At 71.3% G+C, this 24,148-nt stretch carries 20 protein-coding genes and 3 tRNA genes; 12 read left to right on the top strand and 11 right to left on the bottom strand.

The features are described from left to right. The first annotated feature begins 275 nt into the window (after nt 1–275). Genes AC0VY3_RS07985 through AC0VY3_RS07975 form a run of 3 tightly spaced genes read left to right on the top strand, consistent with a single transcriptional unit; the run spans nt 276 to nt 4,551 of the window. Nucleotides 276–845, top strand: a complete 570-nt coding sequence (locus AC0VY3_RS07985; RefSeq protein ID WP_103510216.1) for a DUF2690 domain-containing protein — start codon at nt 276–278, stop codon at nt 843–845. 41 nt (nt 846–886) lie between these two features. Beyond that, a complete protein-coding gene (locus AC0VY3_RS07980; protein WP_475549284.1) occupies nt 887–3,841 on the top strand; it encodes a hypothetical protein in 2,955 nt (984 codons plus the stop codon). After that, entirely contained in the window at nt 3,841–4,551 is a 711-nt protein-coding gene (locus AC0VY3_RS07975; protein WP_475549283.1) for a hypothetical protein, read from the top strand. Before AC0VY3_RS07980 ends, AC0VY3_RS07975 begins: the two co-directional genes overlap by 1 nt. Before the next feature lie 377 nt (nt 4,552–4,928). Here the strand turns inward: AC0VY3_RS07975 and AC0VY3_RS07970 are convergent. The 3 genes from AC0VY3_RS07970 to AC0VY3_RS07960 form a co-directional block, all read right to left on the bottom strand. Next, nucleotides 4,929–5,002: transfer RNA gene (locus AC0VY3_RS07970), tRNA-Ile, on the bottom strand. Between the two features lie 235 nt (nt 5,003–5,237). Next, a tRNA-Asn gene (locus AC0VY3_RS07965) sits at nt 5,238–5,310 on the bottom strand. A 5-nt stretch (nt 5,311–5,315) separates the two neighbouring features. Further along, nucleotides 5,316–5,388: transfer RNA gene (locus tag AC0VY3_RS07960), tRNA-Asn, on the bottom strand. 182 nt (nt 5,389–5,570) lie between these two features. Between AC0VY3_RS07960 and AC0VY3_RS07955 the strand changes: the two genes are divergently transcribed. The 4 genes from AC0VY3_RS07955 (at nt 5,571) to AC0VY3_RS07940 (ending at nt 11,228) form a co-directional block, all read left to right on the top strand. Continuing rightward, nucleotides 5,571–5,879: a hypothetical protein gene (locus AC0VY3_RS07955; protein ID WP_103510213.1), complete on the top strand. Its 309-nt coding sequence runs from the start codon at nt 5,571–5,573 to the stop codon at nt 5,877–5,879. A 67-nt stretch (nt 5,880–5,946) separates the two neighbouring features. After that, nucleotides 5,947–7,398, top strand: coding sequence for an FGGY family carbohydrate kinase (locus tag AC0VY3_RS07950; protein ID WP_103510212.1), 1,452 nt, complete (start codon nt 5,947–5,949; stop codon nt 7,396–7,398). Between the two features lie 168 nt (nt 7,399–7,566). Beyond that, nucleotides 7,567–9,300, top strand: coding sequence for an ABC transporter ATP-binding protein (locus AC0VY3_RS07945; protein WP_242739642.1), 1,734 nt, complete (start codon nt 7,567–7,569; stop codon nt 9,298–9,300). Then, nucleotides 9,300–11,228 carry an ABC transporter ATP-binding protein gene (locus AC0VY3_RS07940; protein WP_242739644.1) on the top strand — a complete coding sequence of 643 codons (1,929 nt, stop codon included), beginning with the start codon at nt 9,300–9,302 and terminating at the stop codon, nt 11,226–11,228. Before AC0VY3_RS07945 ends, AC0VY3_RS07940 begins: the two co-directional genes overlap by 1 nt. An 18-nt stretch (nt 11,229–11,246) precedes the next feature. On the opposite strand, the gene AC0VY3_RS07935 is transcribed toward AC0VY3_RS07940, so the two are convergent. The 5 genes from AC0VY3_RS07935 to AC0VY3_RS07915 all read right to left on the bottom strand — a co-directional run bounded on the left by AC0VY3_RS07935 (nt 11,247) and on the right by AC0VY3_RS07915 (nt 18,344). Continuing rightward, a complete protein-coding gene (locus tag AC0VY3_RS07935; RefSeq protein ID WP_103510209.1) occupies nt 11,247–12,338 on the bottom strand; it encodes an RNA polymerase sigma factor in 1,092 nt (363 codons plus the stop codon). Nucleotides 12,339–12,590: 252 nt separating this feature from the next. Beyond that, entirely contained in the window at nt 12,591–14,510 is a 1,920-nt protein-coding gene (gene dnaG, locus AC0VY3_RS07930) for a DNA primase (RefSeq protein ID WP_475549282.1), read from the bottom strand. A 93-nt stretch (nt 14,511–14,603) separates the two neighbouring features. Then, nucleotides 14,604–15,863 carry an NAD(P)/FAD-dependent oxidoreductase gene (locus AC0VY3_RS07925; protein ID WP_242739648.1) on the bottom strand — a complete coding sequence of 420 codons (1,260 nt, stop codon included), beginning with the start codon at nt 15,861–15,863 and terminating at the stop codon, nt 14,604–14,606. 138 nt (nt 15,864–16,001) lie between these two features. Beyond that, nucleotides 16,002–17,360, bottom strand: a complete 1,359-nt coding sequence (locus tag AC0VY3_RS07920) for a deoxyguanosinetriphosphate triphosphohydrolase (RefSeq protein WP_242739650.1) — start codon at nt 17,358–17,360, stop codon at nt 16,002–16,004. Between the two features lie 54 nt (nt 17,361–17,414). Then, nucleotides 17,415–18,344 carry a sirohydrochlorin chelatase gene (locus AC0VY3_RS07915; RefSeq protein ID WP_475549281.1) on the bottom strand — a complete coding sequence of 310 codons (930 nt, stop codon included), beginning with the start codon at nt 18,342–18,344 and terminating at the stop codon, nt 17,415–17,417. A 242-nt stretch (nt 18,345–18,586) separates the two neighbouring features. Here AC0VY3_RS07915 and AC0VY3_RS07910 point away from each other — a divergent pair, with 242 nt between their 5' ends. Continuing rightward, nucleotides 18,587–19,393 (top strand): SanA/YdcF family protein, encoded by an 807-nt coding sequence (locus tag AC0VY3_RS07910; protein ID WP_374935504.1) that lies wholly within the window; start codon nt 18,587–18,589, stop codon nt 19,391–19,393. An 83-nt stretch (nt 19,394–19,476) separates the two neighbouring features. Here the strand turns inward: AC0VY3_RS07910 and AC0VY3_RS07905 are convergent, their stop codons facing one another. From AC0VY3_RS07905 to AC0VY3_RS07895, 3 genes are all read right to left on the bottom strand, one after another. Then, nucleotides 19,477–19,980 carry a gamma-glutamylcyclotransferase family protein gene (locus AC0VY3_RS07905; protein ID WP_103510204.1) on the bottom strand — a complete coding sequence of 168 codons (504 nt, stop codon included), beginning with the start codon at nt 19,978–19,980 and terminating at the stop codon, nt 19,477–19,479. After that, entirely contained in the window at nt 19,977–20,318 is a 342-nt protein-coding gene (gene cutA, locus AC0VY3_RS07900) for a divalent-cation tolerance protein CutA (protein WP_103510203.1), read from the bottom strand. The genes AC0VY3_RS07905 and cutA overlap by 4 nt, the downstream gene beginning before the upstream one ends. 78 nt (nt 20,319–20,396) lie before the next feature. Next, nucleotides 20,397–21,032, bottom strand: a complete 636-nt coding sequence (locus tag AC0VY3_RS07895) for an NADPH-dependent FMN reductase (RefSeq protein ID WP_103510202.1) — start codon at nt 21,030–21,032, stop codon at nt 20,397–20,399. 145 nt (nt 21,033–21,177) lie between these two features. Between AC0VY3_RS07895 and AC0VY3_RS07890 the strand changes: the two genes are divergently transcribed. The 4 genes from AC0VY3_RS07890 to AC0VY3_RS07875 all read left to right on the top strand — a co-directional run bounded on the left by AC0VY3_RS07890 (nt 21,178) and on the right by AC0VY3_RS07875 (nt 24,138). Then, complete coding sequence (locus AC0VY3_RS07890; RefSeq protein WP_103510201.1) at nt 21,178–21,981, top strand: aminotransferase class IV family protein; 804 nt, start codon at nt 21,178–21,180, stop codon at nt 21,979–21,981. Nucleotides 21,982–22,038: 57 nt separating this feature from the next. Beyond that, nucleotides 22,039–22,506, top strand: coding sequence for a DUF5990 family protein (locus AC0VY3_RS07885; protein ID WP_475549280.1), 468 nt, complete (start codon nt 22,039–22,041; stop codon nt 22,504–22,506). 371 nt (nt 22,507–22,877) lie between these two features. Continuing rightward, on the top strand, nt 22,878–23,423 hold the full coding sequence (locus tag AC0VY3_RS07880; protein WP_242739662.1) for a hypothetical protein: 546 nt from the start codon (nt 22,878–22,880) through the stop codon (nt 23,421–23,423). Between the two features lie 82 nt (nt 23,424–23,505). Continuing rightward, on the top strand, nt 23,506–24,138 hold the full coding sequence (locus tag AC0VY3_RS07875; protein WP_103510198.1) for a class F sortase: 633 nt from the start codon (nt 23,506–23,508) through the stop codon (nt 24,136–24,138). Nucleotides 24,139–24,148: the final 10 nt, after the last annotated feature.

Here is a 24,148-nt window from a genome sequence, read left to right as displayed (position 1 = left end):
ACTTAACACCTGAGGGAGTGGCGAAAGGCGCACCTTCACAAGTGGTACGTGTACACATCAATCACTCTTTCAGGGAGGCGCGGGTTACCCGCACCCATCGTCACGTAAACGCCCTCCGGCGCACCTTTCACCTGACCTCTCACCACCTTTGAGGTGCACTGCGACGACATGTCCAACTTCGACATCTGCGCAGGCAGGGGTGCAATAACTCCACATACCCCCGGGCGCGTTCACATAGGCTGCGCCTGCCTCTCCAGCACCCGGAGCGGCATGGAATGTCTGAGGTGATGTGTGTGCACGGCATAGGTAGATGGGGGCCGACGACAGCAGCACTGGCGCTGCTGGCCGGAGCCTTCCAAGGAATCACGGCCTCCCCGGCCGTGGCGGAATCCGACTGCTTTCGGGACACGTGCTCGGGAAAGGACCCCATTGCGATGGGGTGCGACGAGGACGCTGAAATCCTTCAACAGGAGACCATGGCGGACGAGTCGGTCTCGGTACGGCTGCTCTGGTCGCCGATGTGTCAGGGCGTATGGGCAAAGGTCTCACGCGATCTCGATACGTCGCCCGCATACGTGTACCTGACACTGTGGACGACACGCGATCCCGACGGCGGTGTTCAGGCCGGTGACAGTCCGGGCGTTCTCGGCAGCGGCGTGGCAGGCGCCTACACCAAGATGCAGAACTGGAAGAAGACGACGGCGAAGGCGTGCTGGAACGACGTCGATACCGCGTTCGACCCCGCACCGACGAAATACACCATCCAGAGCCCCACCAAGCAGAACGACTGGCCGGTCGACGCGAGTCTCGCGGTCCAGCACGGCAGCTGCACGGACTGGATGTGAGGAGCAGCATGCGGAAAAGACGTCTCATACGCCACTTGTCCATGAATCCGCTGGTCATCATGAGCGTGGTGGCGGCATCCGCCGCGCTGGTCCCGATGGCGTCCGCGGATCCCGCGCCGGCCCCCACCGCCGCGGAGAACACGACGCGCATGTTCTCCGCGCCCGGCAAGGACCTGGGCACGGACTACACCTCCTCGGCCGACGAGATCGTGCAGGCCACCGGCGACGCCGAGGGGCTGCACATCCTTTCGGCGCGGGAGAGCGACGGGTTCTCCTTCTACGAGATCGCCCGGCTCAAGCGCAAGGAACTGTCCGACGTCGGCCCGTGGACGGGCTACGTCTGCACCACCGGCTCGGGGAACTACGCGGCGGCGGTCTACGCCCCGTCGGTCTGGTCCAACAAGCCCGGTGCCTACGCGAGCGGCGCGTTCGCCGCGGTGATCCGCCTGTCGGACGGCAAGGTCACCGAGATTCCCGGCGGAGTGCAGCTCGCCTACTTCTCGCCCGGCTGCGGTGCGGGCGACGACGTGGCGTTCACCTCCAGTTCCGCCACGGACACGTCGGAGGGCCGGACCACGGTGATCTCGGTCGACGCGACCACCGGTTCGGTCTCCTCCCGCCGCACCGTCGACGGCTTCCTGACACACGTCACCCCCACCGGGAAGGGCACCGTCGGCGTCCTCTCCGGCAAGCTGGTCGACCTCAAGGACGACGGGAGGACGAAGCTGTCCGCCCGTACGCTCTCCAAGGTGCCCGGCCCCATGTTCGCGCTGGCCGCCTCGGCGAACGGTGCCGTGGACATCGGCACGGTCGACGGCGGGAAGAGCGTCATCTCCCGCTTCGACGGCGAGAAGTTCACCGAGTTGGGCCGCGCGCCGAAGGGCAAGGTGAAGCTGCTGCGCGTGGCCAAGGGCGACGCGGTCGTCGGTGACGTGAAGGCCATCGACACCGGCAAGGCCCCAGGGCTCGCCAAGCACGCCGTGGACGGCCGGGTGGCCGGGATCTCGCGCCTCGGTCATCTGGTGACCCACTCGGTGTTCTCCGAACAGATGAAGGGCGTCACCGAGGGCGTCGGCTCGTCCCTCGCCAAGGGCGCCGGATCGCTCACCGTCAAGGCGACCGCGTTGAGGACGGGCACGAAGGCCACCACGCTCGTGGATGCCGACCGCAAGCGGCCGAAGTCGGACACGACGCCGACGATGGGCCCGACCGCGTTCGCCATGTCCGATGACGACGATCCGCTCACCTGCGGTGAGGCCGCCCCCGAGACCCAGTGCCTGTCCGGGGACGGCGCGGCCGTCATCGGCAAGATCCCGCGCATGGAGACCCCCTGCATCGTCAAGCGCAACGACCCCAAGCGTCAGGCCCTCCAGGCCAGCGCCAACCAGGTCGAGTGGGCGGTCGACCAGGCGGTCCACGGCCGGCTGACCCTCTCGCGTCCGGCGAACTGGCACGACACCGGCCTCGGCGCCTACACCCCGCAGGGTCTGTTCCCCAAGCCGGTCCTGACCGGCGGAGGGGAGATTCCCGCGCAGGTCATGCTGGCCGTCCTCGCCCAGGAATCCAACTTCAAGCAGGCGTCCTGGCACTCCATGAACGGTGACTCGGGCAACGTCACCCGGTCCGACTGGCTCGGGAACGGAAACGGCATCCACGGCTACCCTGACGCGACAGCGGCCGACTGCGGCTACGGCATCGCCCAGGTCACGACCGGCATGGACTCGGCATACCCGGACCAGCTGGACACCCTGCACGCGGGCGCCGTCACCACCGACTACGCGGCGAACATCGCCGCCGGTCTGGGCATCCTGGGCGAGAAGTGGAACCAGCTCAAGGATCTGGGCATGAACGCCAACAGCGGCAGCGCGGCCTACATCGAGAACTGGTACATGGCGCTCTGGGGCTACAACTCCGGCGTCTACACCGTCGGGTCCAACGCCGGCCTGGGCTTCTTCAACAACCCGATCAACCCGAGCTATCCGGCGGACCGCGACCCGTTCCTGCGGTACAGCTACGACGACGCGTCCCGCCCCGGCGAGTGGAACTATCCCGAGAAGATCCTCGGCTGGGCGGAGAACCCCCAGCGGACCTGGAACAACGAAGAGTCCTACGTCCGGCCCGACATGCCGCTGTCCGTCCTCAAGACGCCCCCGTACGGCACCTTCTGCGACGCGTCCAACGCGTGCGACCCGGCCGCGGCCGACCCGTGCCCGAGCTGGAACAACCTGTGCTTCTGGGGCAAGAGCGCGGAGTGGATCGGCTCGCAGAGCGGCAGCAACTCCAGCACCGAGAATCTCCGCTACTCGCTCGGCTCGTCGGAACCCGAGTTGCAGAGCAAGTACGACCACGGCAACTGTTTCGACTGGCCGAACGGCAATTCCAACGCCATCGTCATCGATGACCTCGGAGAGCACGAGGACACCTACGGCTGCGGGGACTTCGAGGGGGCCTGGGACGGCAAGTTCACCCTCCAGTCCGGTGACAACTTCACCATGCAGAGGGACGACAGCACCTACCGCGCGACCCCCTATATCGCCAACATCGACCTGCACCAACTCGGCGCCGGGTACGACCACCACGTGTACTTCACACACAGCTACCCCTACGGGGAGATCTTCCACAAGGTCACCGGCCGGTGGCAGATCAACCCGAAGCTGCTTCCCTCCGGCGACCAGCCCGGCAATCGCTACCGGGTCTTCGTCCACCTGCCGAGCCACGGCGCCGAAGCGACCATCGGGTACGACTTCATCCCGGGGGACAACACGGCCGGCGCCGAGCCCGACCACTGCAGCATCAACCAGGGAACTCGCAGTGCGGGCGAGGAGACCTGGGTCGAGATGGGCACCTTCACCTTCTGGAAGGGCGGCCGGATCGAACTGGACAACATCCAGAAGGGTGCCACCGGAGACGACAACGTGGTGTTCGACGCGGTCGGCTTCATTCCGGCCACCTCCGCCGACCCCGGCATCTGCAGCCTCAACGACGGAGGCCTGTGATGCGCACCGCCCTCCGCGTCCCCGTCGTTCTGATGGCGGTCGCCATCGGTGCGGCGGGGGCCGTCTCCTGTAGCCAAAGCACCCCCGAGAAGACGGCGGCATCCGAGCGTTCGACGGCCGCGGCGCCCAAGGCCGCAGCCACGCCGCCCGGCACGCCGGCCGAGACGCCGACCGTGACGCCTGCCACCGACTTGCCGAAGCACGCGGTCGCCGGAAAGGACCGGCCCAGCATCGGCGCGGGGGTCACGATGGCCGCCGGGTACACCGGGAAGGACTTTCTCTCCCGGTTCGCGAAGAACTGGAAGCTGAACCTGGACAAACCCGTCAAACAGGAAATGCCCAACGGGAAGATGAGAACGTACATCCACGGACGCAGCGGCACCGGAACGACGGTGTCAGCCGGGTTCGCCGACCACACCGACCTGTCGTCCCTGCTGTGCGGGACCGGTACGGACAAGTCCGGCGCTCTCGACTTCCTCGCGGCCTGCACCGAGCTGGACGTGGCGGGAATCGATCACGCCAAGGCGTCTTCCTGGCTCAAACAGGCCAAGAGGGAAACCGACTCCCTGTACAAGGAGCGGGCTGCCGAGACCAAGAACAAGAAGGAGTACGTCGTCAGCGGAGTACTCACCTCGGGCCCCGTGGTGATGGTCCTGCACCGGACGTACGACACGTACTCGCTGCGCATCCTCGGGCACGCGGCGGCCTAGCAAGCCCATGACCGGAAGCGAGAGGCCCTGCCGGCTGCGGCAGGGCCTCTCGCCCCGCGCAGGCCGCCGGCAACGACGGCGGTGACGCCGCGGCGAGCCGGGAGGTCGAGGCACTGAAAGCGCAGCTCCGTGAGTTGGACCGACTGTTGTCCGAGCGGAAACACGAGCTGGCGGATGCCCGGCAGGACAGTGACGTCGCCGCACGAGGAACGGCAGCGAAGAAGCCACCCCCTCGCACTCGCGGCAGGCCCTGGAGGGGTCAGGTCAGGTGCGAGACCTCACGTTTGCCACACCTGCGCGAGGCGACCGCCGCCCGCGGAACTTCCCCGGAAAACGCGTCTCCCCAGGCCAGAACGATTCTGCCTGGGGACGCTCGGTGGGGCGGGTGGGACTCGAACCCACGGCCGACGGATTATGAGTCCGCTGCTCTAACCGGCTGAGCTACCGCCCCGTTTCGGCGTGGCGCGTACAAGTGTGCGCACCGTCTGCCGCAGCATAGCCGGTCATACGATCTCTCGCTCCGGTTGGCCGGCTTCACCTGATCTTGGGGACGTCGCTGCGTGCTGCCCGGTTGCAGGCGAGATCGAGGAGACCCGAAAGAGTCGCCTTCCGGGCCCGTCCGAGGCTCCCGAAGGGGATCCGGCCCACACGCGAAAGAGGACCCCTCGGGGTCCTCTTCCGTTCCGCTCCCCCGACTGGACTCGAACCAGTAACCCTCCGGTTAACAGCCGAATGCTCTGCCAATTGAGCTACAGGGGATCGCGCTCCCCCGACTGGACTCGAACCAGTAACCTGCCGGTTAACAGCCGGCTGCTCTGCCAATTGAGCTACAGGGGATTGCTGCGTTGCCTCGAAATCGTACCTGCCTGGCGGCTGCCGGGCGGCGCGCGTTCGCTGCGACACATACATTAGCGCAAGCAGGGGGGTGCTCCGCCAATCGGTATCGCCCGGGGTGATCTCGGGTGCTCGCGGGTAGGCGGGCTGCACACGTCGCACCAAGCGTAGGAAGGGTGGCAGCCATGCGGTACCGGCTCACGTTCATCGCCGGAGTGGCCCTCGGTTACGTGCTCGGCACGCGAGCCGGGCGCGAGCGTTACGAGCAGTTGAAGAAGTCGGCCCGGCAGTTCGCGGAGAACCCCGCCGTGCGCAACGCCGCCGAGAGTGCCGCGCACAGCGGCCGGGACATCGCGGGCAAGGCGTACCACTCGGTCAGCGACAAGGTCGGGGACAAGGTGCCCGCCTCCGTCGCCGAGCGGGTGCGGTCGCTGCGGGAGCGCAGCAGCCACAACGGCGGCGCCGAGGACGACTGGGGGACCACGAACACCTGAGCGACGGGGGCCCGGCGGCCGAAGGCGTCGGTTACGGGAACGTCGCGTGGTGCGGCAGAATCTCCGTATGGGCATAGTCGCGGGGTTGGACAGTTCTTCCGCCTTCACTCACATCGTCGTCTGCGACACGGAGTCGGGCGCCGTGCTCCGGGAGGGGTACGCCGCCCACCCGGTCGAGGCGAAGGCCACCGAGGTCGATCCGCAGGCCTGGCTGCTCTCGCTCGGTGAGGCGGCCTCCGGCGGGCTGCTCGAAGGTGTGCAGGCCATCGGGGTCTCCGCCCAGCAGCACGGGCTCGTGCCGCTGGACCAGCAGGGCAACCTCGTGCGTCCCGCGCTGCTCGGCAACGACCGGCGGGCGCAGGTCGCCGCCGCCGATCTCGTCGACGCACTGGGCGGGCGGCAGGCCTGGGCGGAGGCCGTCGGGGCCGTGCCGAGCGCCGCGCAGCCGGTGGCGAAGCTGCGCTGGCTGGCGCGGACCGAGCCGGAGAACGCCCAGCGGGTGGCCGCCGTGCTCCAGCCGCACGACTGGCTCGTGTGGCAGTTGCTGGGCCGGCCCGCCCGGCGGACCACGGACCGGGGCGCGGCCTCGGGCACCGGGTACTGGTCGGCAGGCTCCGCCTCCTACCGCCCCGATCTGATGGAGATCGCCCTCGGGCACTCCGCCGCGCTGCCCGAGGTGCTCGGGCCCGCCGACTCCGCCGGGATGACCCCGGAAGGGCTGCTGATCTCCGCGGGCACCGGCGAGACCATGGCCGCGGCCTTCGGGCTCGGGGTCGCGGTGGGCGACGCGGTGGTGTCGCTGGGGGCCTCCGGGTCCGTGATGGCGGTGCATCACGAGGCGCTCGCCGATCAGAGCGGCATGATCACCTCGTTCGCCGACGCCACCGGGATGCATCTGCCGGTGGTGCACCTCTCCAATGCCGTGCGTGCGCTGCGGGGCACCGCCGAGATGCTGGGCGTGGACGGGCTGGAGGAGCTGTCCGCGCTCGCCATGAAGTCGACGCCCGGCGCTTCGGGGCTCGTGCTGCTGCCCTACCTGGAAGGTGAGCGCACCCCGCAGCTTCCGCACACCGCGGGCACCCTGAGCGGGCTGCGGCGCGAGTCGATGAAGCCGGAGCATCTGGCGCGGGCCTCGTTCGAGGGAATGCTGTGTTCGCTCGCCGACGCCCTGGACGTCCTGCGCGGGCGGGGTGTGGAGGTGCGGCGGGTGTTCCTGCTGGGCGCGGCCGCCGAACTGCCCGCCGTGCAGGCGCTGGCTCCGGCGGTGTTCGGCACCCAGGTCGTGGTGCCGCAGCCCGCCCAGTACGCGGCGCTCGGCGCGGCCCGGCAGGCTGCCTGGGCGCTCGGCGTCTCGCAGGGCGCTCTCGACCCGCGCACTCCCCCGGCCTGGCAGGGTGCGGCGGCCCAGGTGCTGGAGCCCGGCGACGAGCTGGCGGTCGGCGGTGCGGTGCGTCAGCAGTACGCGGCGACCCGGGACCAGATCCACCCCGGGGCCTTCCGTGGCGTCCACCCGGAGTGAGCGCGGGCGTCGGCGTGCGTCCGTGACGCCCGAGCGCGCCCCTGGAGCGCGCGGGTTTCCCGAGCGCTCCAGGTTTGACCCGGGCTTGGGGAAAAGGGTTCGCTCTCGGAGTACGGCGTACGCGAAACTGGGTCGGCCTCTGCCTTCCGCCGATTCCGAGAGACCCGCGTGCTCATAAAACTCCTGCGGGCCCATCTGGGCCCGTACAAGAAACCCATCGTGCTGCTGGTCTGTCTCCAGCTGCTCCAGACCTGCGCCACCCTGTATCTGCCCAGCCTGAACGCCGACATCATCGACAACGGTGTCGTCACGGGTGACACCGGCTACATCCTGGAGTTCGGCGGTCTCATGATCGCCGTCAGTGTTCTGCAGGTCCTCTGCAATGTGGGGGCCGTCTACTACGGGGCGCGTACCGCCGCCGCTCTCGGGCGGGATGTGCGGGCCGCCGTCTTCGACCGGGTGCAGTCCTTCTCCGCCCGTGAGCTGGGCCGCTTCGGGGCGCCCTCGCTGATCACCCGGACCACCAACGACGTCCAGCAGGTCCAGATGGTGGTGCTGCTGGCGTTCACGCTGATGGTGTCGGCCCCGATCATGTGCGTCGGCGGCATCGTCATGGCGCTCGGCCTGGATGTGCCGCTCTCCGCCGTGCTGCTGGCGGTCGTGCCGGTGCTCGGGGTCTCGGTCGGCCTCATCGTGCGGAAGATGGGGCCGCTGTTCCGCACCATGCAGGAGCGGCTGGACGGCGTGAACCGGGTGCTGCGCGAGCAGATCACCGGCAACCGGGTCATCCGCGCCTTCGTCCGGGACGGGTACGAGGAGAAGCGGTTCCGGGGTGCGAACACCGAGCTGACCGGTGTGTCGGTGGCGACCGGGCGGCTGATGGCGCTGATGTTCCCGACCGTGATGACGGTGGTCAACCTGTCGTCGGTCGCGGTGGTGTGGTTCGGCGCGCACCGGATCGACAGCGGCGGGATGCAGATCGGTGCGCTGACCGCGTTCCTCGCCTATCTGATGCAGATCGTGATGGCCGTGATGATGGCCACCTTCATGTTCATGATGGTGCCGCGCGCCGAGGTGTGCGCCGAGCGCATCGAGGAGGTCCTCGGGACCGAGTCGAGCGTCGTGCCGCCCGTCGCGCCCGTCACCGAGCTGCGGCGGCACGGGCATCTGGAGGTGCGGGGCGCGGAGTTCCGCTACCCGGGTGCGGAGGAGCCGGTGCTGCGGAACGTGGATCTGGTGGCCCGGCCAGGTGAGACGACGGCGGTCATCGGGTCGACGGGCAGCGGGAAGTCCACGCTGCTCGGGCTCGTACCCCGGCTGTTCGATGTGACGGACGGCGAGGTGCTGGTCGACGGCGAGGACGTGCGGACGCTGGATCCGGTGCTGCTGTCCAAGACGGTGTCGCTGGTGCCGCAGAAGCCGTATCTCTTCTCGGGGACGGTCGCGACGAACCTGCGGTACGGGAACCCGGACGCCACCGACGAGGAGCTGTGGCACGCGTTGGAGGTGGCGCAGGCGAAGGAGTTCGTGGAGGCGCTGGAGCACGGGCTGGACGCGCCGATCGCGCAGGGCGGCACCAATGTGTCGGGCGGTCAGCGGCAGCGGCTGGCGATCGCGCGGACGCTGGTGCAGCGCCCGGAGATCTATCTGTTCGACGACTCGTTCTCCGCGCTGGACTTCGCGACCGACGCGGCTCTGCGGGCGGCGCTGGGCCGGGAGACGGCCGGGGCGACCGTGGTGATCGTGGCGCAGCGGGTGTCCACCATCCGTGACGCGGACCGGATCCTGGTGCTGGACGAGGGCCGGGTCGTGGGATCCGGGACCCATCACGAGCTGATGGACGGCAATGAAACGTACCGGGAGATCGTGCTCTCCCAGCTGACGGAAGCGGAGGCCGCGTAATGGCCGGTCCGGGTGGACGGATGATGGCCGGGGGCGCGCCCACCGACCGGTCGATGGATTTCAAGGGGTCGAGCAAGCGGCTGCTGAAGCGGTTCGGCCGGGAGAAGACCTCGCTCTGGCTGATGCTCGGCGCGGTGGCGGTGAGCGTCGGTCTTTCGGTGGCCGGGCCGAAGATCCTCGGCAGGGCGACCGACCTGATCTTCGCCGGTGTCGTCGGGCGCGACATGCCCGAGGGCTCGACGAAGGCGCAGGCGATCGAGGGGCTGCGCGAGGAGGGCCGCGGCTCGATGGCCGACATGCTCTCGGGGGTGAGCTTCACCCCGGGCGAGGGCATCGACTTCGGGGCGGTGGGGAACGTCCTGCTGCTGGCCCTGGCGGTCTATGTCGGGGCCGGACTGCTGATGCTGGTGGCGACGCGGCTGTCGATCCGGGTGATCAACCGGATCGTGTTCCAGTTGCGTGAGGACCTCCAGACGAAGCTGGCGCGGCTGCCGCTGTCGTACTTCGACCGGGCCAAGCGCGGTGAAGTGCTGAGCCGGGCGACGAACGACATCGACAACATCTCGCAGACGCTCCAGCAGACGATGGGCCAGCTCATCAACTCGCTGCTGACCATCGTCGGTGTGCTGGTCGTGATGTTCTGGATCTCGCCGCTGCTGGCGCTGGTCGCGCTGGTGACGGTTCCGCTGTCGGTGGTCGTGGCGACGCAGGTCGGCAAGCGGTCGCAGCCGCAGTTCGTGCAGCAGTGGCGGGTGACGGGCACGCTCAACGCCCATGTCGAGGAGATGTACACCGGGCACCACCTGGTGAAGGTCTTCGGCCGGCAGCAGGAGTCCGCACGGGACTTCGCCGAGCAGAACGAGGCGCTGTACGAGGCGGGCTTCAAGGCCCAGTTCGCCAGCGGGCTCATGCAGCCGCTGATGTTCTTCATATCCAACCTCAACTATGTGCTGGTCGCGGTGGTCGGCGGGCTCCGGGTCGCCTCGGGCACGCTGTCGATCGGTGACGTCCAGGCGTTCATCCAGTACTCGCGGCAGTTCTCGATGCCGCTGACGCAGGTCGCCTCGATGGCCAACCTCATCCAGTCCGGCATCGCGTCCGCGGAGCGGGTCTTCGAGCTGCTGGACGCCGAGGAGCAGGAGGCGGATCCGGAGCGCGGTGAGCGCCCGGAGCGGCCCGCCGGCCGGGTCTCGCTGGAGAAGGTGTCCTTCCGCTACGAGCCGGAGAAGCCGCTGATCGAGGATCTGTCGCTGAGTGTGGAGCCGGGGCAGACCGTCGCGATCGTCGGTCCGACCGGGGCGGGCAAGACCACGCTGGTCAATCTGCTGATGCGGTTCTACGAGGTGACCGGCGGGCGGATCGCGCTCGACGGGGTCGATGTGGCGAAGATGTCCCGGGACGATCTGCGGTCCTCGATCGGCATGGTGCTCCAGGACACCTGGCTGTTCGGCGGGACGATCGCGGAGAACATCGCGTACGGCGCTTCGCGCGAGGTCACCCGGGAGGAGATCGAGGAGGCGGCCCGGGCGGCGCATGCCGACCGGTTCATCCGGACGCTGCCCGACGGGTACGACTCGGTGATCGACGACGAGGGGACCGGGGTCAGCGCGGGCGAGAAGCAGCTGATCACCATCGCGCGGGCGTTCCTGTCCGACCCGGTGATCCTGGTGCTCGACGAGGCGACCAGTTCGGTGGACACCCGGACCGAGGTGCTGATCCAGAAGGCGATGGCGCGCCTCGCCCACGGGCGTACGTCGTTCGTGATCGCGCACCGGCTCTCCACGATCCGGGACGCGGACGTGATCCTGGTGATGGAGAGCGGCTCGATCGTCGAACAGGGCACGCACGAGGAGCTGTTGGCGGCCGGTGGCGCCTACGCGCGGCTGTACGCCGCCCAGTTCGCGGAGGCGCTGGCCGAGGTGGACTGAGCGTTCCGGCCGGGTGGATCAGTCGAGGTAGCCGCGGAGTTGGTCGGCGAAGGCGTGGTCCCGCAGCCTGCTGAGGGTCTTGGACTCGATCTGGCGGATGCGTTCGCGTGTCACGCCGAAGATCCGGCCGATCTCCTCCAGGGTGCGGGGCCGCCCGTCCTCCAGGCCGTACCGCAGTTGTACGACCTTGCGTTCGCGTTCGCCGAGTGTGGAGAGCACCGCCTCCAGGTGTTCGCGCAGCAGCAGGAAGGCGGCGGACTCGACGGGTGAGGCGGCGTCGCCGTCCTCGATGAGGTCGCCGAAGGAGACGTCGTCCTCCTCGCCCACGGGGGCGTGCAGCGAGACGGGCTCCTGGGCCAGGCGGAGGACTTCGGTGACCCGCTCGGGCGTCAGATCCAGCTCCGCGGCGATGTCCTCGGCGGTCGGCTCGACGCCGCGTTCCTGGAGGAGCCGGCGCTGGACCCGGACCACGCGGTTGATCAGCTCCACGACATGGACCGGGACGCGGATGGTGCGGGCCTGGTCGGCCAGGGCGCGGGACATGGCCTGGCGGATCCACCAGGTGGCGTACGTGGAGAACTTGTAGCCCCGGGCGTAGTCGAACTTCTCCACCGCCCGGATCAGCCCGAGGTTCCCCTCCTGGACCAGGTCGAGCATGGTCAGCCCGCGGCCCACATAACGCTTGGCGACGGAGACGACGAGGCGGAGGTTGGCCTCGATGAGGCGGCGTTTGGCCGTGCGGCCCATCACCACCAGGCGGTCCAGGTCCCCGGCGAGGCGGGAGTCGAGGTCGGGGGTGCCCGCGAGGCGTTCCTCGGCGAAGAGCCCGGCCTCGACGCGGCGGGCGAGGTCGACCTCCTCGGCGGCGGTGAGCAGCGGGATGCGGCCGATCTCGCGCAGGTACTGCCGGAACAGGTCGGAGGTGGGGCCGCCGGAGTCCGCCCGGTTCCGCGGCTCCGGCGGTTCGGGGAGATGCGTCGCTTCCACCATGACTGCCTCGGGTGCGTGTCCGGGCGGGCCGGCTGTGGTCTCCGGGTGGTGCAGGGCCCTGTGCTGCGCCGGGATGGCCGCGATGGGCTCGGTCGTGGTCGTCACGGTCCGGGTCTGCACGGGGGCGACCTCCAGGTGATCGCTGCCGGATGACGGGGGTGGAGGTCTGCCCGGCCCCGGGTGTTCCCCGCGAACCGGCGTGCTCCGATGACTCAGACATTCCCCAGTGTGGGGTACGACACACGACTGTCACGAGGGGCGTGCGAGGACTTTCTGATTCCGGTCCGTCACCGGGTGGTTACCGGGCCCGCCGGATCCGCCCGGGCCGGCTCGCCGGGCGGTGGGCGGGCGGTGGGCGGGCGGTGGGCGGGCTCAGAGCGCGGCGGCGCCGTGGGCGCGCAGGGACTGGGCGTACTGCTGGAGCACCCAGACCTCGTTCTGCGCGGCGGCCAGCTCGTGCGGAGCCACGTTGCTGCCGAGGCGGACGAGGCTGCCCTGTACGTCGTTGATGCGGCGGTCCACGGCGCGCAGCCGGACCTGGACGAGCTGGACCCCCGCGTAGGTCTCGTCGATCGTTTTGCTCATGAAGACCTCGACGGCGAGCTCCGTGACGAGGCTGCGGACGGTGTTGTCGGGGGCCGCGTCCATGACGGCGACCAGATACTCGCGGTTGTCGGCGAGGCCCTGCTCGGCGCCGCCCGCCTCCTCGATGCAGCGGCGCACGGCGGCGTAGGGCGGGGCGGTGAACTCGTCCACGCCGTAGGCGTCGAAGGCCGGCGCGACCAGGGCGGGCTTCTGGAGGGCCAGCTTGAGCAGCTCCCGCTCGGTGCGGTGGGCGGGGCTGCGGAGGTTGAGCGCGGGGCCGGAGAAGCCGGGGGCGGCCGGCTGCGGGGCGCCGCGGGGGGCCCGGGGCCCGCCGCGGGAGCCCTGGGGTCCGCCGCGCTCCCCGTCGCCACCCTTGTCACGGGCCCAGCGGGCGAGCTGGGCGACGCGGCGGACGACGAACTCCTGGTCGAGGATGCCGACGAACCCGGCGAGCTGGACGGCGACCTCGCGCTGCACGCTGCTCGTCTTGATCTTGGCGACGACGGCGGCGGCCTCGTCGAGCGCCGCGCCGCGCCCGGCCGGGGTCTCCAGGTCGTACCGGCCGACGATCTGGCGCAGCGCGAACTCGAAGAGCGGGGTGCGCGGCTCGACCAGGTCGCGCACCGCGTCGTCGCCCTTGGCGAGCCGCAGATCGCAGGGGTCCATGCCCTCCGGGGCGATGGCGATGTAGGTCTCGGCGGCGAACTTCTGGTCGTCCTCGAAGGCGCGCAGGGCCGCCTTCTGGCCGGCCGAGTCGCCGTCGAAGGTGAAGATCACGCGGGCGCTGCCGTTGTCCATGAGGAGGCGGCGCAGGATCTTGATGTGGTCGTTGCCGAAGGCGGTGCCGCAGGTGGCGATGGCAGTGGTGACCCCGGCGAGGTGGCAGGCCATGACGTCGGTGTAACCCTCGACGACGACGGCGCGGCTGGCCTTGGCGATGTCCTTCTTGGCCAGGTCGATGCCGTAGAGCACCTGGGACTTCTTGTAGACCGGGGTCTCGGGGGTGTTCAGGTACTTCGGGCCGTTGTCGTCGTCGCGGAGCTTGCGAGCGCCGAAGCCGACGATGTCGCCCGCGGTGTCGCTGATCGGCCACATCAGCCGGCCGCGGAAGCGGTCGATCGGGCCGCGGCGGCCGTCCTGGGAGAGCCCGGAGGTGATCAGCTCCTTGTCGCTGAAGCCCTTGCCGCGCAGATAGCGGGTGAGGTGGTCCCAGCCGGCCGGGCTGTAGCCGACGCGGAAGTGGGCGGCGGCGTCCTGGTCGAAGCCCCGCTCGGCGAGGAACTTCCGGCCGATCTCGGCCTCGGGGCTCTCCAGCGCGCGGACGTAGAACTCGGCGGCCGCCTGGTGGGCCTCGATCAGCCGGATGCGTTCGCCGCGCTGGTGGGAGGGGTTGTAGCCGCCCTCCTCGTACCGCAGGGTGATGCCCGCCTTGGCGGCGAGGCGCTCGACCGTCTCCGAGAAGGAGAGGTGGTCGATCTTCATCACGAAGGCGATCGTGTCGCCGCCCTCCTGGCAGCCGAAGCAGTGGAACAGGCCCTTGCCGGGGCTGACCTGGAAGGAGGGGGACTTCTCGTCGTGGAAGGGGCAGAGACCTTTGAGGTTTCCGCCGCCCGCGTTGCGCAGCTGAAGGTACTCGGACACGACGGAGTCGATCGGGACCGCGTCCCGTACCGCCTTCACGTCGTCGTCGTTGATCCTGCCAGCCACGCATGAAGTCTACGGGTGGGCGCGGACAGTCGGACGCGCGGCGGGTGGGCCGCCGGGGCGCGGGCCGTGCCGCCCGCGCCCCGGCCGTACGCCTCAGAGCAGGGAGTCCAGCGGGACCGACGGGTCGGCGAGGGCTTCCGGGTCGTGCTGCTGACGGGCCCGGATCAGCTCCTGGACCGTCTCGGTGACATCCCACACGTTGACGTTCATCCCGGCGAGGACGCGGCGGTCCTTCAGCCAGAACGCGATGAACTCCCGCTTTCCGGCGTCGCCCCGGATGATCACCTCGTCGTAGGAGCCGGGCGGGGCCCAGCCGGAGTATTCGAGGCCCAGGTCGTACTGGTCGGAGAAGAAGTACGGGACGCGGTCGTACGTCACGTCCTGGCCGAGCATGGCGCGGGCGGCGGCGGGTCCGCCGTTCAGGGCGTTGGCCCAGTGCTCGACGCGCAGCCGGGTGCCGAGCAGCGGGTGGACGGCGGCGGCGACGTCCCCGGCGGCGTAGATGTGCGGGTCGGAGGTGCGCAGCGAGGCGTCCACGGCGATGCCGCCGCCGTGCGCCCGCTCGGCCATCTCCAGCCCGGCGGCCTCGGCGAGCGCGGAGCGCGGGGCGGCGCCGATCGCGGCGAGGACGTCGTGGGCGAGGTGCTCCTCGCCGTCGTCGGTGCGGACGGCGAAGACCATGCCGTCCTGGCCGGTGATCTCGGTGAGGCGGGCGCCGAAGTGGAAGCGGACGCCGTGCGCGCTGTGCAGTTCGGTGAAGATCTGGCCCAGCTCGGGGCCGATGACCTGGTGCAGCGGGGTGGGCTCGGCCTCGACGACGGTGACCTCGGCGCCGTAGCCCCGGGCGGCGGCGGCGACCTCCAGGCCGATCCAGCCGGCTCCGGCGATGACCAGGTGGCCGTTGTCGCGGCCGAGGGCGGCGAGCACGTTGCGCAGCCGGTCGGCGTGGGCGAGGCGGCGCAGGTGGTGGACGCCGGCCAGGTCGGTGCCGGGGATGTCCAGGCGGCGGGGTTCGGAGCCGGTGGCCAGCAGCAGCTTGTCGTAGTGGATGACGGTGTTGTCGCCGAGCTGCACGGTCCTGGCGTACCGGTCGAGCGCGGTGACCGGCTGGCCGAGGTGCAGCTCGATGTCGGCGCCCGCGTACCAGGGGCGTTCGTGGGTGAAGACGCTGTCGCGTTCGGCCTTGCCGTCCAGGTAGCCCTTGGAGAGCGGCGGTCGTTCGTAGGGGTGGTCGCGCTCGTCGCCGATGAGGATCACTCGGCCGGTGAACCCTTCGGCGCGCAGTGTTTCGGCCGCCTTCGCCCCTGCGAGTCCTGCTCCGACGATGACGAACGTCTGATGTGCGTCGACCACTTGATGCCTCCTCAGTGCTGTGCTGCGCGGCGCCCCCACAGCTGCGAGCGTCCCGCACGCAGCGTGATGACGAAAGAGGGTGTGCCCCGGACAGGTCACACCCAGTGGTCAGATGTCCGGCCCCTTCCAGTCTGCCGGTCAGCCGCGACGGGCGGTGAGCGCGGCGTGCAGGGATCGTGCGGAGGCGTCGGTGAGGGCGGCGATCTGGTCGACGAGGACGCGCTTGCGGGCGTGGTCGTCGGGCGCCTGGTCGAACAGGGCGCGGAAGTGCGGTTCCAGGCCTTCGGGGGCGCGGGAGGTGAGGGCGGCGGCCAGCTCGGCGATGACGATGCGCTGGTCGGCGCGGAGGGTCTCCTGCTCGGAGCGCTGCATCACGTACCGGTCGGCGACCGCCTTGAGCACGGCGCACTCGTGGCGCACGGCGCGCGGGACGACCAGCTCGGCGCCGTACCGGCCGAGGCGGCCGGGGCCGTACACCGCGCGAGTGGCGGTCTCGGCCTCCGTGCAGAAGCGGCCGATGAGCTGGCTGGTGGCGTCCTTCAGGCGGGCCTGGGCCACGGCGGAGCCGTCGTAGCCGTGCGGCCACCAGTCCTGGTCGATCAGCCGGTCCAGGGCTTCGGACAGCTCCTGCGGGTCGGTGCCGGCCGGGACGTACCGGCCGATGGCGACGGCCCAGATCTCCTCGCGCTCGGGCTCGGCGTAGAGGCAGTTGGGGTCGATGTGCCCGGCGTGCAGTCCGTCCTCGAAGTCGTGGACGCTGTACGCCACGTCGTCGGACCAGTCCATCACCTGGGCCTCGAAGCAGGTGCGGTCCTCGGGTGCGCCCTTGCGGGCCCAGGCGAAGACCGGCAGGTCGTCGGCGTACACCCCGAACTTGACCGAGTGCGGGTCGGTGGGGTGCGCGCCGCGCGGCCAGGGGTACTTGGTGGCGGCGTCCAGGGCGGCCCGGGTGAGGTTGAGGCCGACGCTGACCAGGTCGCCGGTGCGCGGGTCGCGGACGAAGCGCTTGGGCTCCAGGCGGGTCAGCAGGCGCAGCGACTGGGCGTTGCCCTCGAAGCCGCCGCAGTCGGAGGCGAAGTCGTTGAGCGCCTGTTCGCCGTTGTGGCCGAACGGCGGGTGGCCCATGTCGTGGGCGAGGCAGGCGGTCTCCACCAGGTCCGGGTCGCAGCCGAGGACCGCGCCGAGCTCGCGGCCGACCTGGGCGCACTCCAGGGAGTGGGTGAGGCGGGTGCGGGGGCTGGCGTCCCAGACGAGCGAACGGGTGCCGGGCGTGACCACCTGGGTCTTCCCGGCGAGCCGGCGCAGGGCCGCGGAGTGCAGGACCCGGGCGCGGTCGCGCTGGAAGGCGGTGCGGCCGGGCCGCTTGTCCTCCTCGGTGTCGAAACGCTCGGTGTCGGCGGACCCGTAGGGACTCGACCCCGTGGTCCGGTGTGCGCTCTGCGTGCCTTGTGTGCCGTGTGCCGGTTCTGCCCCGGGTGCGCCCTGTGTGCCGTCCATGGTTCCGACATTAGCGACCGGGACGGACAACCGGACGCGAGCGGGCCCGGGATGTCAGGCGGAAGCGAGCAGGCTCACCGCGTCGGCCCGGACGTCTCCCGGGGTCCGCACCGCCTGGTCGTAGCGGTGCAGCAGGAGGCGGGCCATCGCCGGGTGGGCGCCGAGCGGGGCGGCGGCCCGGTGCGGTGCGGCCTCGGCGCAGGCGCTCGCGAAGCGTCCGGGGGCGGTGAAGTACGAGGCGACGAAGGTCCGGTGGCGTCCTCGGGCGGCCAGCGCGCGCAGGGCGGCGGGGACGGTGGGCGTGGTGGCGGAGGCGTACGCGGGGAGGACGGGCACACCGAGGCGTTCGGCCAGCAGGCGGGCGGTGCGCCGGGTGTCCTGGGCGGAGTCGGGGTCGCGGGAGCCGGCGGCGGCGAGGACCACGGCGGCGGCCCGCCCGCCCCGGTCGGTGGCGTCCCAGCCGGCCTCGACGAGCCGCCCGTACAGCGCCTCGACGAGCAGGGGGTGCGGTCCGAGGGGCGCGGCGATCCTGGTCCGTACGGCGGGGGCGGCGGACGCCCTGGCGGGCAGGTCGCGCTTGACGTGGTGACCGCGCCCCAGGAGCAGCGGTACGAGGACGGCGTCGGCTCCGCGCAGGCCGTCCAGGGTGTCCGGGAGCAGCGGCCGGTTCAGCTCGATGTGGCCGAGCCGGACGTCGAGGCCGGGGCGCAGCTCGCGCACCCGGTCCAGGAGGGCCAGCACGGTGCGCAGGGCCTCCGGGTCGCGGCTGCCGTGCGCCACGGCGACCAGGGACGGGGCGGGCGCGCCGCCGGGGTGCGGGGCGGGGCGGTCGGGCCGGGTGCGGTGCATGGGCCTGCGGGTTCCGTTCCGGGAGACGAGGCTGAGCTGGGCGCCGAGCCGGTCGGTGATACGGGTGAGGAGTTGCGCGGTGCTGTCGGTCATCGAGGTCGACTCGCGAGGCTGGTGCGTGTCCGGCTCCGTCATGGACCGATGGTGCCGGGCGGAGGTTGCCGGGCCGTTGCGCGAGGGTCACGGGGGTTTTCCGCCGCCTCACGGCGGGGGCGGGAGCGGTGTGCGTACGCCGGTGGCGGATGCCACAACCGGGGCGGCGGGCGAACCTTCGTGGCATTCCGGGCGTCAGATGGGGTGGGGGGCGCGGGGCGCACACGGGTACGGGTGCGGGTGCGGTGGACGACGGACAGGCGGGGCGAGGGGTGGGGGTTCTGGTGCGCGGGAAGGCCGGGAAAGCCGGAGGGACCGGGGAAGCCGGAGAGATCGACGAGACCGGTGGGAGACGGAAGGGGCTCGGGCGGTCCGGGCATCTCGGGCTGCGGCTGAAGGAGATCCGGTGGCCGGCCCGGCCCGCTCTGCGGCTGCCGCGCACCCGGCGGGTCCAACGGCGTCTGGTGCAGGGGCTGATGGCCGCTTGTGTGCTGGCGCTGGTGCCCGCGACCTGGATGCGTCTGGAGGCCGGCGACCGGGTGGGCACGACGGCCGAGGCTCCGGCGCGGGAGGTCGCCGTGGTGTTCGGGGCCGGGCTGTGGAACGGCCGGCCGACCCCGTACCTCGCGCACCGGCTGGACGCGGCGGCCGAGCTGTACCGCGCCGGGAAGGTGAAGGTCGTCCTGGTCACCGGGGACAACAGCCGGGTGGAGTACGACGAGCCGGACGCGATGCGCACGTATCTCACCGGGCGCGGGGTGCCCGACGAGCGGATCGTGAGCGACTACGCCGGATTCGACTCCTGGGACTCCTGCGTCCGGGCCAAGAAGATCTTCGGCGTCGACCGGGCGGTGCTGGTGAGCCAGGGCTTCCACATCCACCGGGCGGTCACGCTGTGCCGGTCCGCCGGGATCGACGCGTACGGCGTCGGGGTCGACGAGCCACGGGACTCCGTCTGGTACTACGGCGGCGTCCGGGAGCTGGCGGCCTCGGGCAAGGCGGCGCTGGACGCCCTGTTCCGGCCCGACCCGCGCTTCCTGGGGCCGAGGGAGCCGGGTGTGACGGAGGCGCTGGCCGCCGGGGCACGCTGACGGGCCCGCCCCGGGCTCCCGCCCGCAGCGCGGCGTCGGCCGCTTGCTCCGGGCGGGTGAATCCTGAGGTCGGGGTGGTCTAGCTAGGGCCTGTCCGGCGTACGGCCGGTGATCCACCGGCCCTCGGGGATGCGGACGCCGCCCGTCCGCAGCGAGCGGGTGACGGCGGCCGCGGCGAGATAGACCCAGGCCCGCACGGACCCGCCCGCCCCGTCGCCGGGGCCCGGCGTGCCCGCCTCGCCCGGCAGCTCGACCTCGCGGACGACCCGTTCGTACAGGTTGCGCGGGTGGCCCGGGCCCAGGAACTCCTCCAGGTGGTCCAGCAGCCCGAGCAGCTCCCCGTACACCCCCGGCGCGGCGACGAGGAGGGTGCCGTGGACGCGGCCGTGGCCCTCGATCGCGTACGGGTAGCCGGGACCGTCGTAGAGGAGGGCCCGGGGCAGTACGGCCGGCCGCTCCCCCGCCGTACGGCCCCGGAGGAACAGGTCGTGGTTGGGTTCGCCCGGCAGCAGCGTCCCGTACACGAAGAAGGGCAGCTCGGCGGCGACGGGTCCGCCGGGGACGGCCGTGGTCACGGTCGCCGTCACAGGGCCGCCGGGGGCGCCGTCTCCGCCGTCACCCAGCCGAGGTAGCGGGCGCTGCCCCGGACCACCGGCAGGGCGATGATCTCCGGGGCGTCGTAGTCGTGCTCCTGCTGAAGGTGCTCCTCCAGTTCGCCGTAGCGCTCCGACGTCGTCTTGAAGAACACCTGCCACTCCTCGGTCGTCTCGATGGCGTTCTGCCACCGGTAGACGGAGGTGACGGGGGCGGAGATCTGCGCGCAGGCCGCCAGCCTGGCCTCCACCGCCGACCGGGCCAGGGCCTGGGCCTTGTCCTCGCTGTCGGTCGTGGTCAGTACGGTCAGCCATGCCGGCGGCGCTGTCATCGTCGGTCTCCTCGGAATGCGGACTGCGGCGGGCTTCCTGCCCGTGGGCCTTCGATGTGATTGTCGGCCCACGGGCCGTCAGGCGCCGTACGGACGGAGATTCCGGGCGTCGCGAAGTGCCGTGCCCCACCACACCAGCTGGTCCAGCAGCGTCTTGGCCGCCACGTCGGCGGGCTCCGGGTCCAGGTGGCGCCCCTCGTCGTCGAAGAGGACACCGGCGTTGTGGAAGGACACGGTGTCGCGGACGGTGACGGTGTGCAGCTCGGCGAAGACCTGCCGGAGGTGTTCGACGGCCCGCAGCCCACCGGAGATGCCGCCGTAGCTGACGAAGGCGACGGGCTTGGCCTGCCATTCGGCGCTGTGCCAGTCGATGAGGGTCTTCAGCGGCGCGGGGAACGAGTGGTTGTACTCGGGGGTGACGACGACGAAGGCGTCGGCCGCCGCGAGCCGTTCGGAGACCGTGGCGAGCCGCGCCGCCTCCTCCGGCCCGGGGCTGAAGGTGATCGCGGTGGGCAGGCCGGTCTCGGCGACGTCGATCAGTTCGGTCTCGACGCCGGGGTGTCCGGCCGCGCGGGCCAGGAACCAGTCGGCGACGACGGGGCCGAAACGGCCGTCGCGGTTGCTGCCGAGGATGACGGCCACCTTGAGCGGGGCGGGCTCGGTGGACGAGGCGGTGGATGGCGCGGAAGACGTGGATGCGGCTGTGGTGTCCATGGCGTCGACCCTTCAGCCTCAACCGCGGTTGAGGTCAAGCCCGCCCGGCCGGGCCCGCTCATCCGGGCGCGGGCGGACGAGCCCGCCGCCCCGCTCCGTCCGGCCGGGCCCGCCCCGGCCCGTACGGCACGCCTACCGTGGCCGCATGACGACGCATCCGCCCACGCCCCACATCGAGTTCGACGGCCGCCCGGCCACCGAGGAGACCCTGCGGATCCCCGCGCTGTACGGCTACGGCCACTTCACCGCCCTCCAGGTGCGGGACGGGAAGGCACGCGGGCTCGCGCTGCACCTCGCCCGGCTGGACGCCGCGAACCGGGAACTGTTCGAACTGCCGCTGGACGGCGACCGGGTACGGGAGCTGGTCCGGCACGCCCTGGACGGCGCGGGGCGGCGGGACGCCTCGGTGCGGGTGAACGGCTATCTGCCGCCCGGCGCGACGCGCACGACGCTGATGGTGACGGTCCGGGAGCCCGCCGTGCCGCCGTCCGGGGCGCGGAGCCTGATGTCGGTGCCGTACGCGCGCACGGCCCCGCACATCAAGCGGCCGGGCGAGTTCGGGCAGACGTACTACGGGATGCTGGCCGGGCGGGCGGGGTTCGAAGAGGCGCTGCTGACCGCGCCGGGCGGGGTGGTGACCGAGGGGGCCATCACCAACATCGGCTTCTGGGACGGAACCTCGGTGGTGTGGCCCGGCGCCCCGGCGCTCACCGGCATCACGATGACCCTGCTGGAGCAGGAGCTGGCCCGGGCCGGACGGCCGTCGGTGCGCCGCCCGGTGACGCTGGAGGGCCCGGACGGGGTGGGCCGCTACCGCTCCGCCTTCGTCTGCAACTCGCAGGGCATCGCGCCGGTGCGGCGGATCGACGGTGTCGGCTTCACGGTCGACGCGGAGCTGATGAAGGACCTGGGCGCGGTGTACGACAGCGCTCCGGAGGACGTCGTCTGAGCCGTCCGCCCGGAGAGGGCGGGGCCGGCGGGCCCGGCCGTGCCGGACCATGGGGGCATGCAGATCCATATCGAGGCCTCAGCCCTTCCCGGCCGCAGCTGTGGCCCGGACAGCGACTTCCCCGGGTACGAGAACATCCACGTCGGTGTCCAGCGCAAGGACCGGCCGGGCGAGCTGCTCGGCCCGCACCCCGGGGACGCTCCCTCCGCCTCGTGGGTGCTCGACTGCACGGCCACCGCGACGACGGACGGGATCGAGGTGTCGGGGCCGTACGTCCAGAACCGGCTGGGCGGGCGGTTCGTCTATCTGTCCTGGGGCACGGTGGACGACGCCGGGGTCTTCACCATGTTCCGGCGCGCCAAGCTGATGTTCAGCGACATCGATCCGGAGATCCTCGAAGCCGCCGCGCGCTCCGGGCGCCTCACCGGCCGGCTCGGGCTCACCGATGCCAAGGGGCAGCCGCTCTGCGCCCGGGTGCGTCCGCCGCGGATCGTCTGGAGCGCCACCGCCACCGACAAGGCGTGAGCGGGGCCGGAGGCGGAACTGACACCGCCCCCACCGGTCCCGGGGGGGGGAGGGCCGGTGGGGGCGGGTGCCGTGGGGGGCGGGGATCCGTCCCGTGGGGGGTGTCTTGCGTGTGCCCGGGGCCCACGAGGTCATACATGTGACCTACATCACACTCGCCGCGACCTCTCACCCGATCGGCACCCGACCCGGCAGCACGGACCGAACGGCCCAGTCGCACCGTCGCCACCTGCGGTGATCCATTCCGGCAAGGCTGCCGCGCCGGTCCGTACGGGTGAAAGCTGACCTGGCGTCAGAAGGCGTGGCGGGCCCGGTCCCCGTTGGCTCGGGTCAGGACACACCCGCTCGCGCCGTCTGCCCGGAGGATCCCCATGCGCAGTCCTGCCCGCCTCGTGACCGGCACCGTCGGTGCCGCGTTCACCGTCATCGCGTTCGGTCTCACCGCCGCCGCTCCGTCCGCGTACGCGGGTGACTTCGGCCGTCTGGAGATCACCCCGTCGACCGCGGCCCCCGGCGCCACCGTCACCGTGAACACCACCGCCTGCGGCAAGAAGGGCTCCGGCATCGGCGACGCGAACTCCCTGGACGCCGGGGACTTCGAGGTGCGCCCCGGCACCCACAAGGAGGTCGTGGTCGGCCAGTTCACCGTGCCGCACGACACCCGGCCGGGCACCTACGAGATCATCGTCTCCTGCGACAACGGCAAGGACGCGGTCGGCGACCTCAAGGTGATCGGCGGCGGCAAGCACGAGAAGCCCATCCACGACCGCCCGTCCGGCCATGTGCGGACCGGGGTCGGCGGCAGCGTCGAACCGAACTCCACGCAGGTCGCCCTCGGCGTCGGCGTGATCGGTCTGGCGGCCGTCGGCGGACTGTGGCTGCTGCGCCGCCGCTCCGAGGGCGCCGAAGGAAGCTGAACCACCGCTTCCCCTCTGACCGGGCGGGGCGCGTCCCCGAGCGCGCCCCGCCCGCCCCGGACCACCGACCGAGGACGACGCCGTGTCCCCCAACGCGCAGAAGGCCAAGGGCTGGCTGGTGGGCATCGCCGTGCTGTGCGGCATCTGGCTCATCCAGAACGGGCCCGGCGGCCAGCTGATCCCGCCGCAGCCCTCCAGCGCCCAGGCCTTCGCCGCCGGGCCCCAGCTCCAGCCCGGCTCTCCGGTCGCCGATCCGCTGGACCGCTCCGAGCCGGTCCGCATCCGCATCCCGAGCATCGAGGTGGACGCGCCGATGACCCGGCTGGGGCTGGCCGCCGACGGCAGCCTCGACGTACCGCCGGACGAGGACCGCAACCTCGCGGGCTGGTACGCGGACGGCGTGCCGCCCGGCGCCCGGGGCACCGCGATCGTCGCGGGGCACGTGGACAACGCGGACGGGCCGTCCGTCTTCTACGCCCTGGGGGCCCTGACCAAGGGGACCACCGTCGAGGTGGTCCGCAAGGACGGGCGCACGGCCGTGTTCTCGATCGACGCCATCGAGGTCTACGACAACGACGACTTCCCCGACCAGCGCGTCTACGGCGACTCGCCGCACGCCTCGCTGCGGCTGATCACCTGCGGCGGCGGCTTCTCCGAGGAGACCGGCTACCAGGGCAACGTGGTGGCGTACGCGCACCTCACGAACGTGCGCTGAGAAGCCCTGC

This window comes from Streptomyces sp. iso_384, from assembly GCF_056172905.1.
Note: the sequence above shows the minus strand (reverse complement) of the source record. Positions and strands in the feature narration are given on the sequence as shown.

Excerpts from the sequence above, each read along its gene's own strand:
- AC0VY3_RS07985 (WP_103510216.1), top strand. The coding sequence starts at position 276 with ATGTCTGAGGTGATGTGTGTGCACGGCATAGGTAGATGGGGGCCGACG.
- AC0VY3_RS07980 (WP_475549284.1), top strand. The coding sequence starts at position 887 with ATGAATCCGCTGGTCATCATGAGCGTGGTGGCGGCATCCGCCGCGCTG.
- AC0VY3_RS07975 (WP_475549283.1), top strand. The coding sequence starts at position 3,841 with ATGCGCACCGCCCTCCGCGTCCCCGTCGTTCTGATGGCGGTCGCCATC.
- AC0VY3_RS07955 (WP_103510213.1), top strand. The coding sequence starts at position 5,571 with ATGCGGTACCGGCTCACGTTCATCGCCGGAGTGGCCCTCGGTTACGTG.
- AC0VY3_RS07950 (WP_103510212.1), top strand. The coding sequence starts at position 5,947 with ATGGGCATAGTCGCGGGGTTGGACAGTTCTTCCGCCTTCACTCACATC.
- AC0VY3_RS07940 (WP_242739644.1), top strand. The coding sequence starts at position 9,300 with ATGGCCGGTCCGGGTGGACGGATGATGGCCGGGGGCGCGCCCACCGAC.
- AC0VY3_RS07920 (WP_242739650.1), bottom strand. The coding sequence starts at position 17,360 with ATGGACGGCACACAGGGCGCACCCGGGGCAGAACCGGCACACGGCACA.
- AC0VY3_RS07915 (WP_475549281.1), bottom strand. The coding sequence starts at position 18,344 with ATGACGGAGCCGGACACGCACCAGCCTCGCGAGTCGACCTCGATGACC.
- cutA (WP_103510203.1), bottom strand. The coding sequence starts at position 20,318 with ATGACAGCGCCGCCGGCATGGCTGACCGTACTGACCACGACCGACAGC.
- AC0VY3_RS07895 (WP_103510202.1), bottom strand. The coding sequence starts at position 21,032 with ATGGACACCACAGCCGCATCCACGTCTTCCGCGCCATCCACCGCCTCG.
- AC0VY3_RS07890 (WP_103510201.1), top strand. The coding sequence starts at position 21,178 with ATGACGACGCATCCGCCCACGCCCCACATCGAGTTCGACGGCCGCCCG.
- AC0VY3_RS07885 (WP_475549280.1), top strand. The coding sequence starts at position 22,039 with ATGCAGATCCATATCGAGGCCTCAGCCCTTCCCGGCCGCAGCTGTGGC.
- AC0VY3_RS07880 (WP_242739662.1), top strand. The coding sequence starts at position 22,878 with ATGCGCAGTCCTGCCCGCCTCGTGACCGGCACCGTCGGTGCCGCGTTC.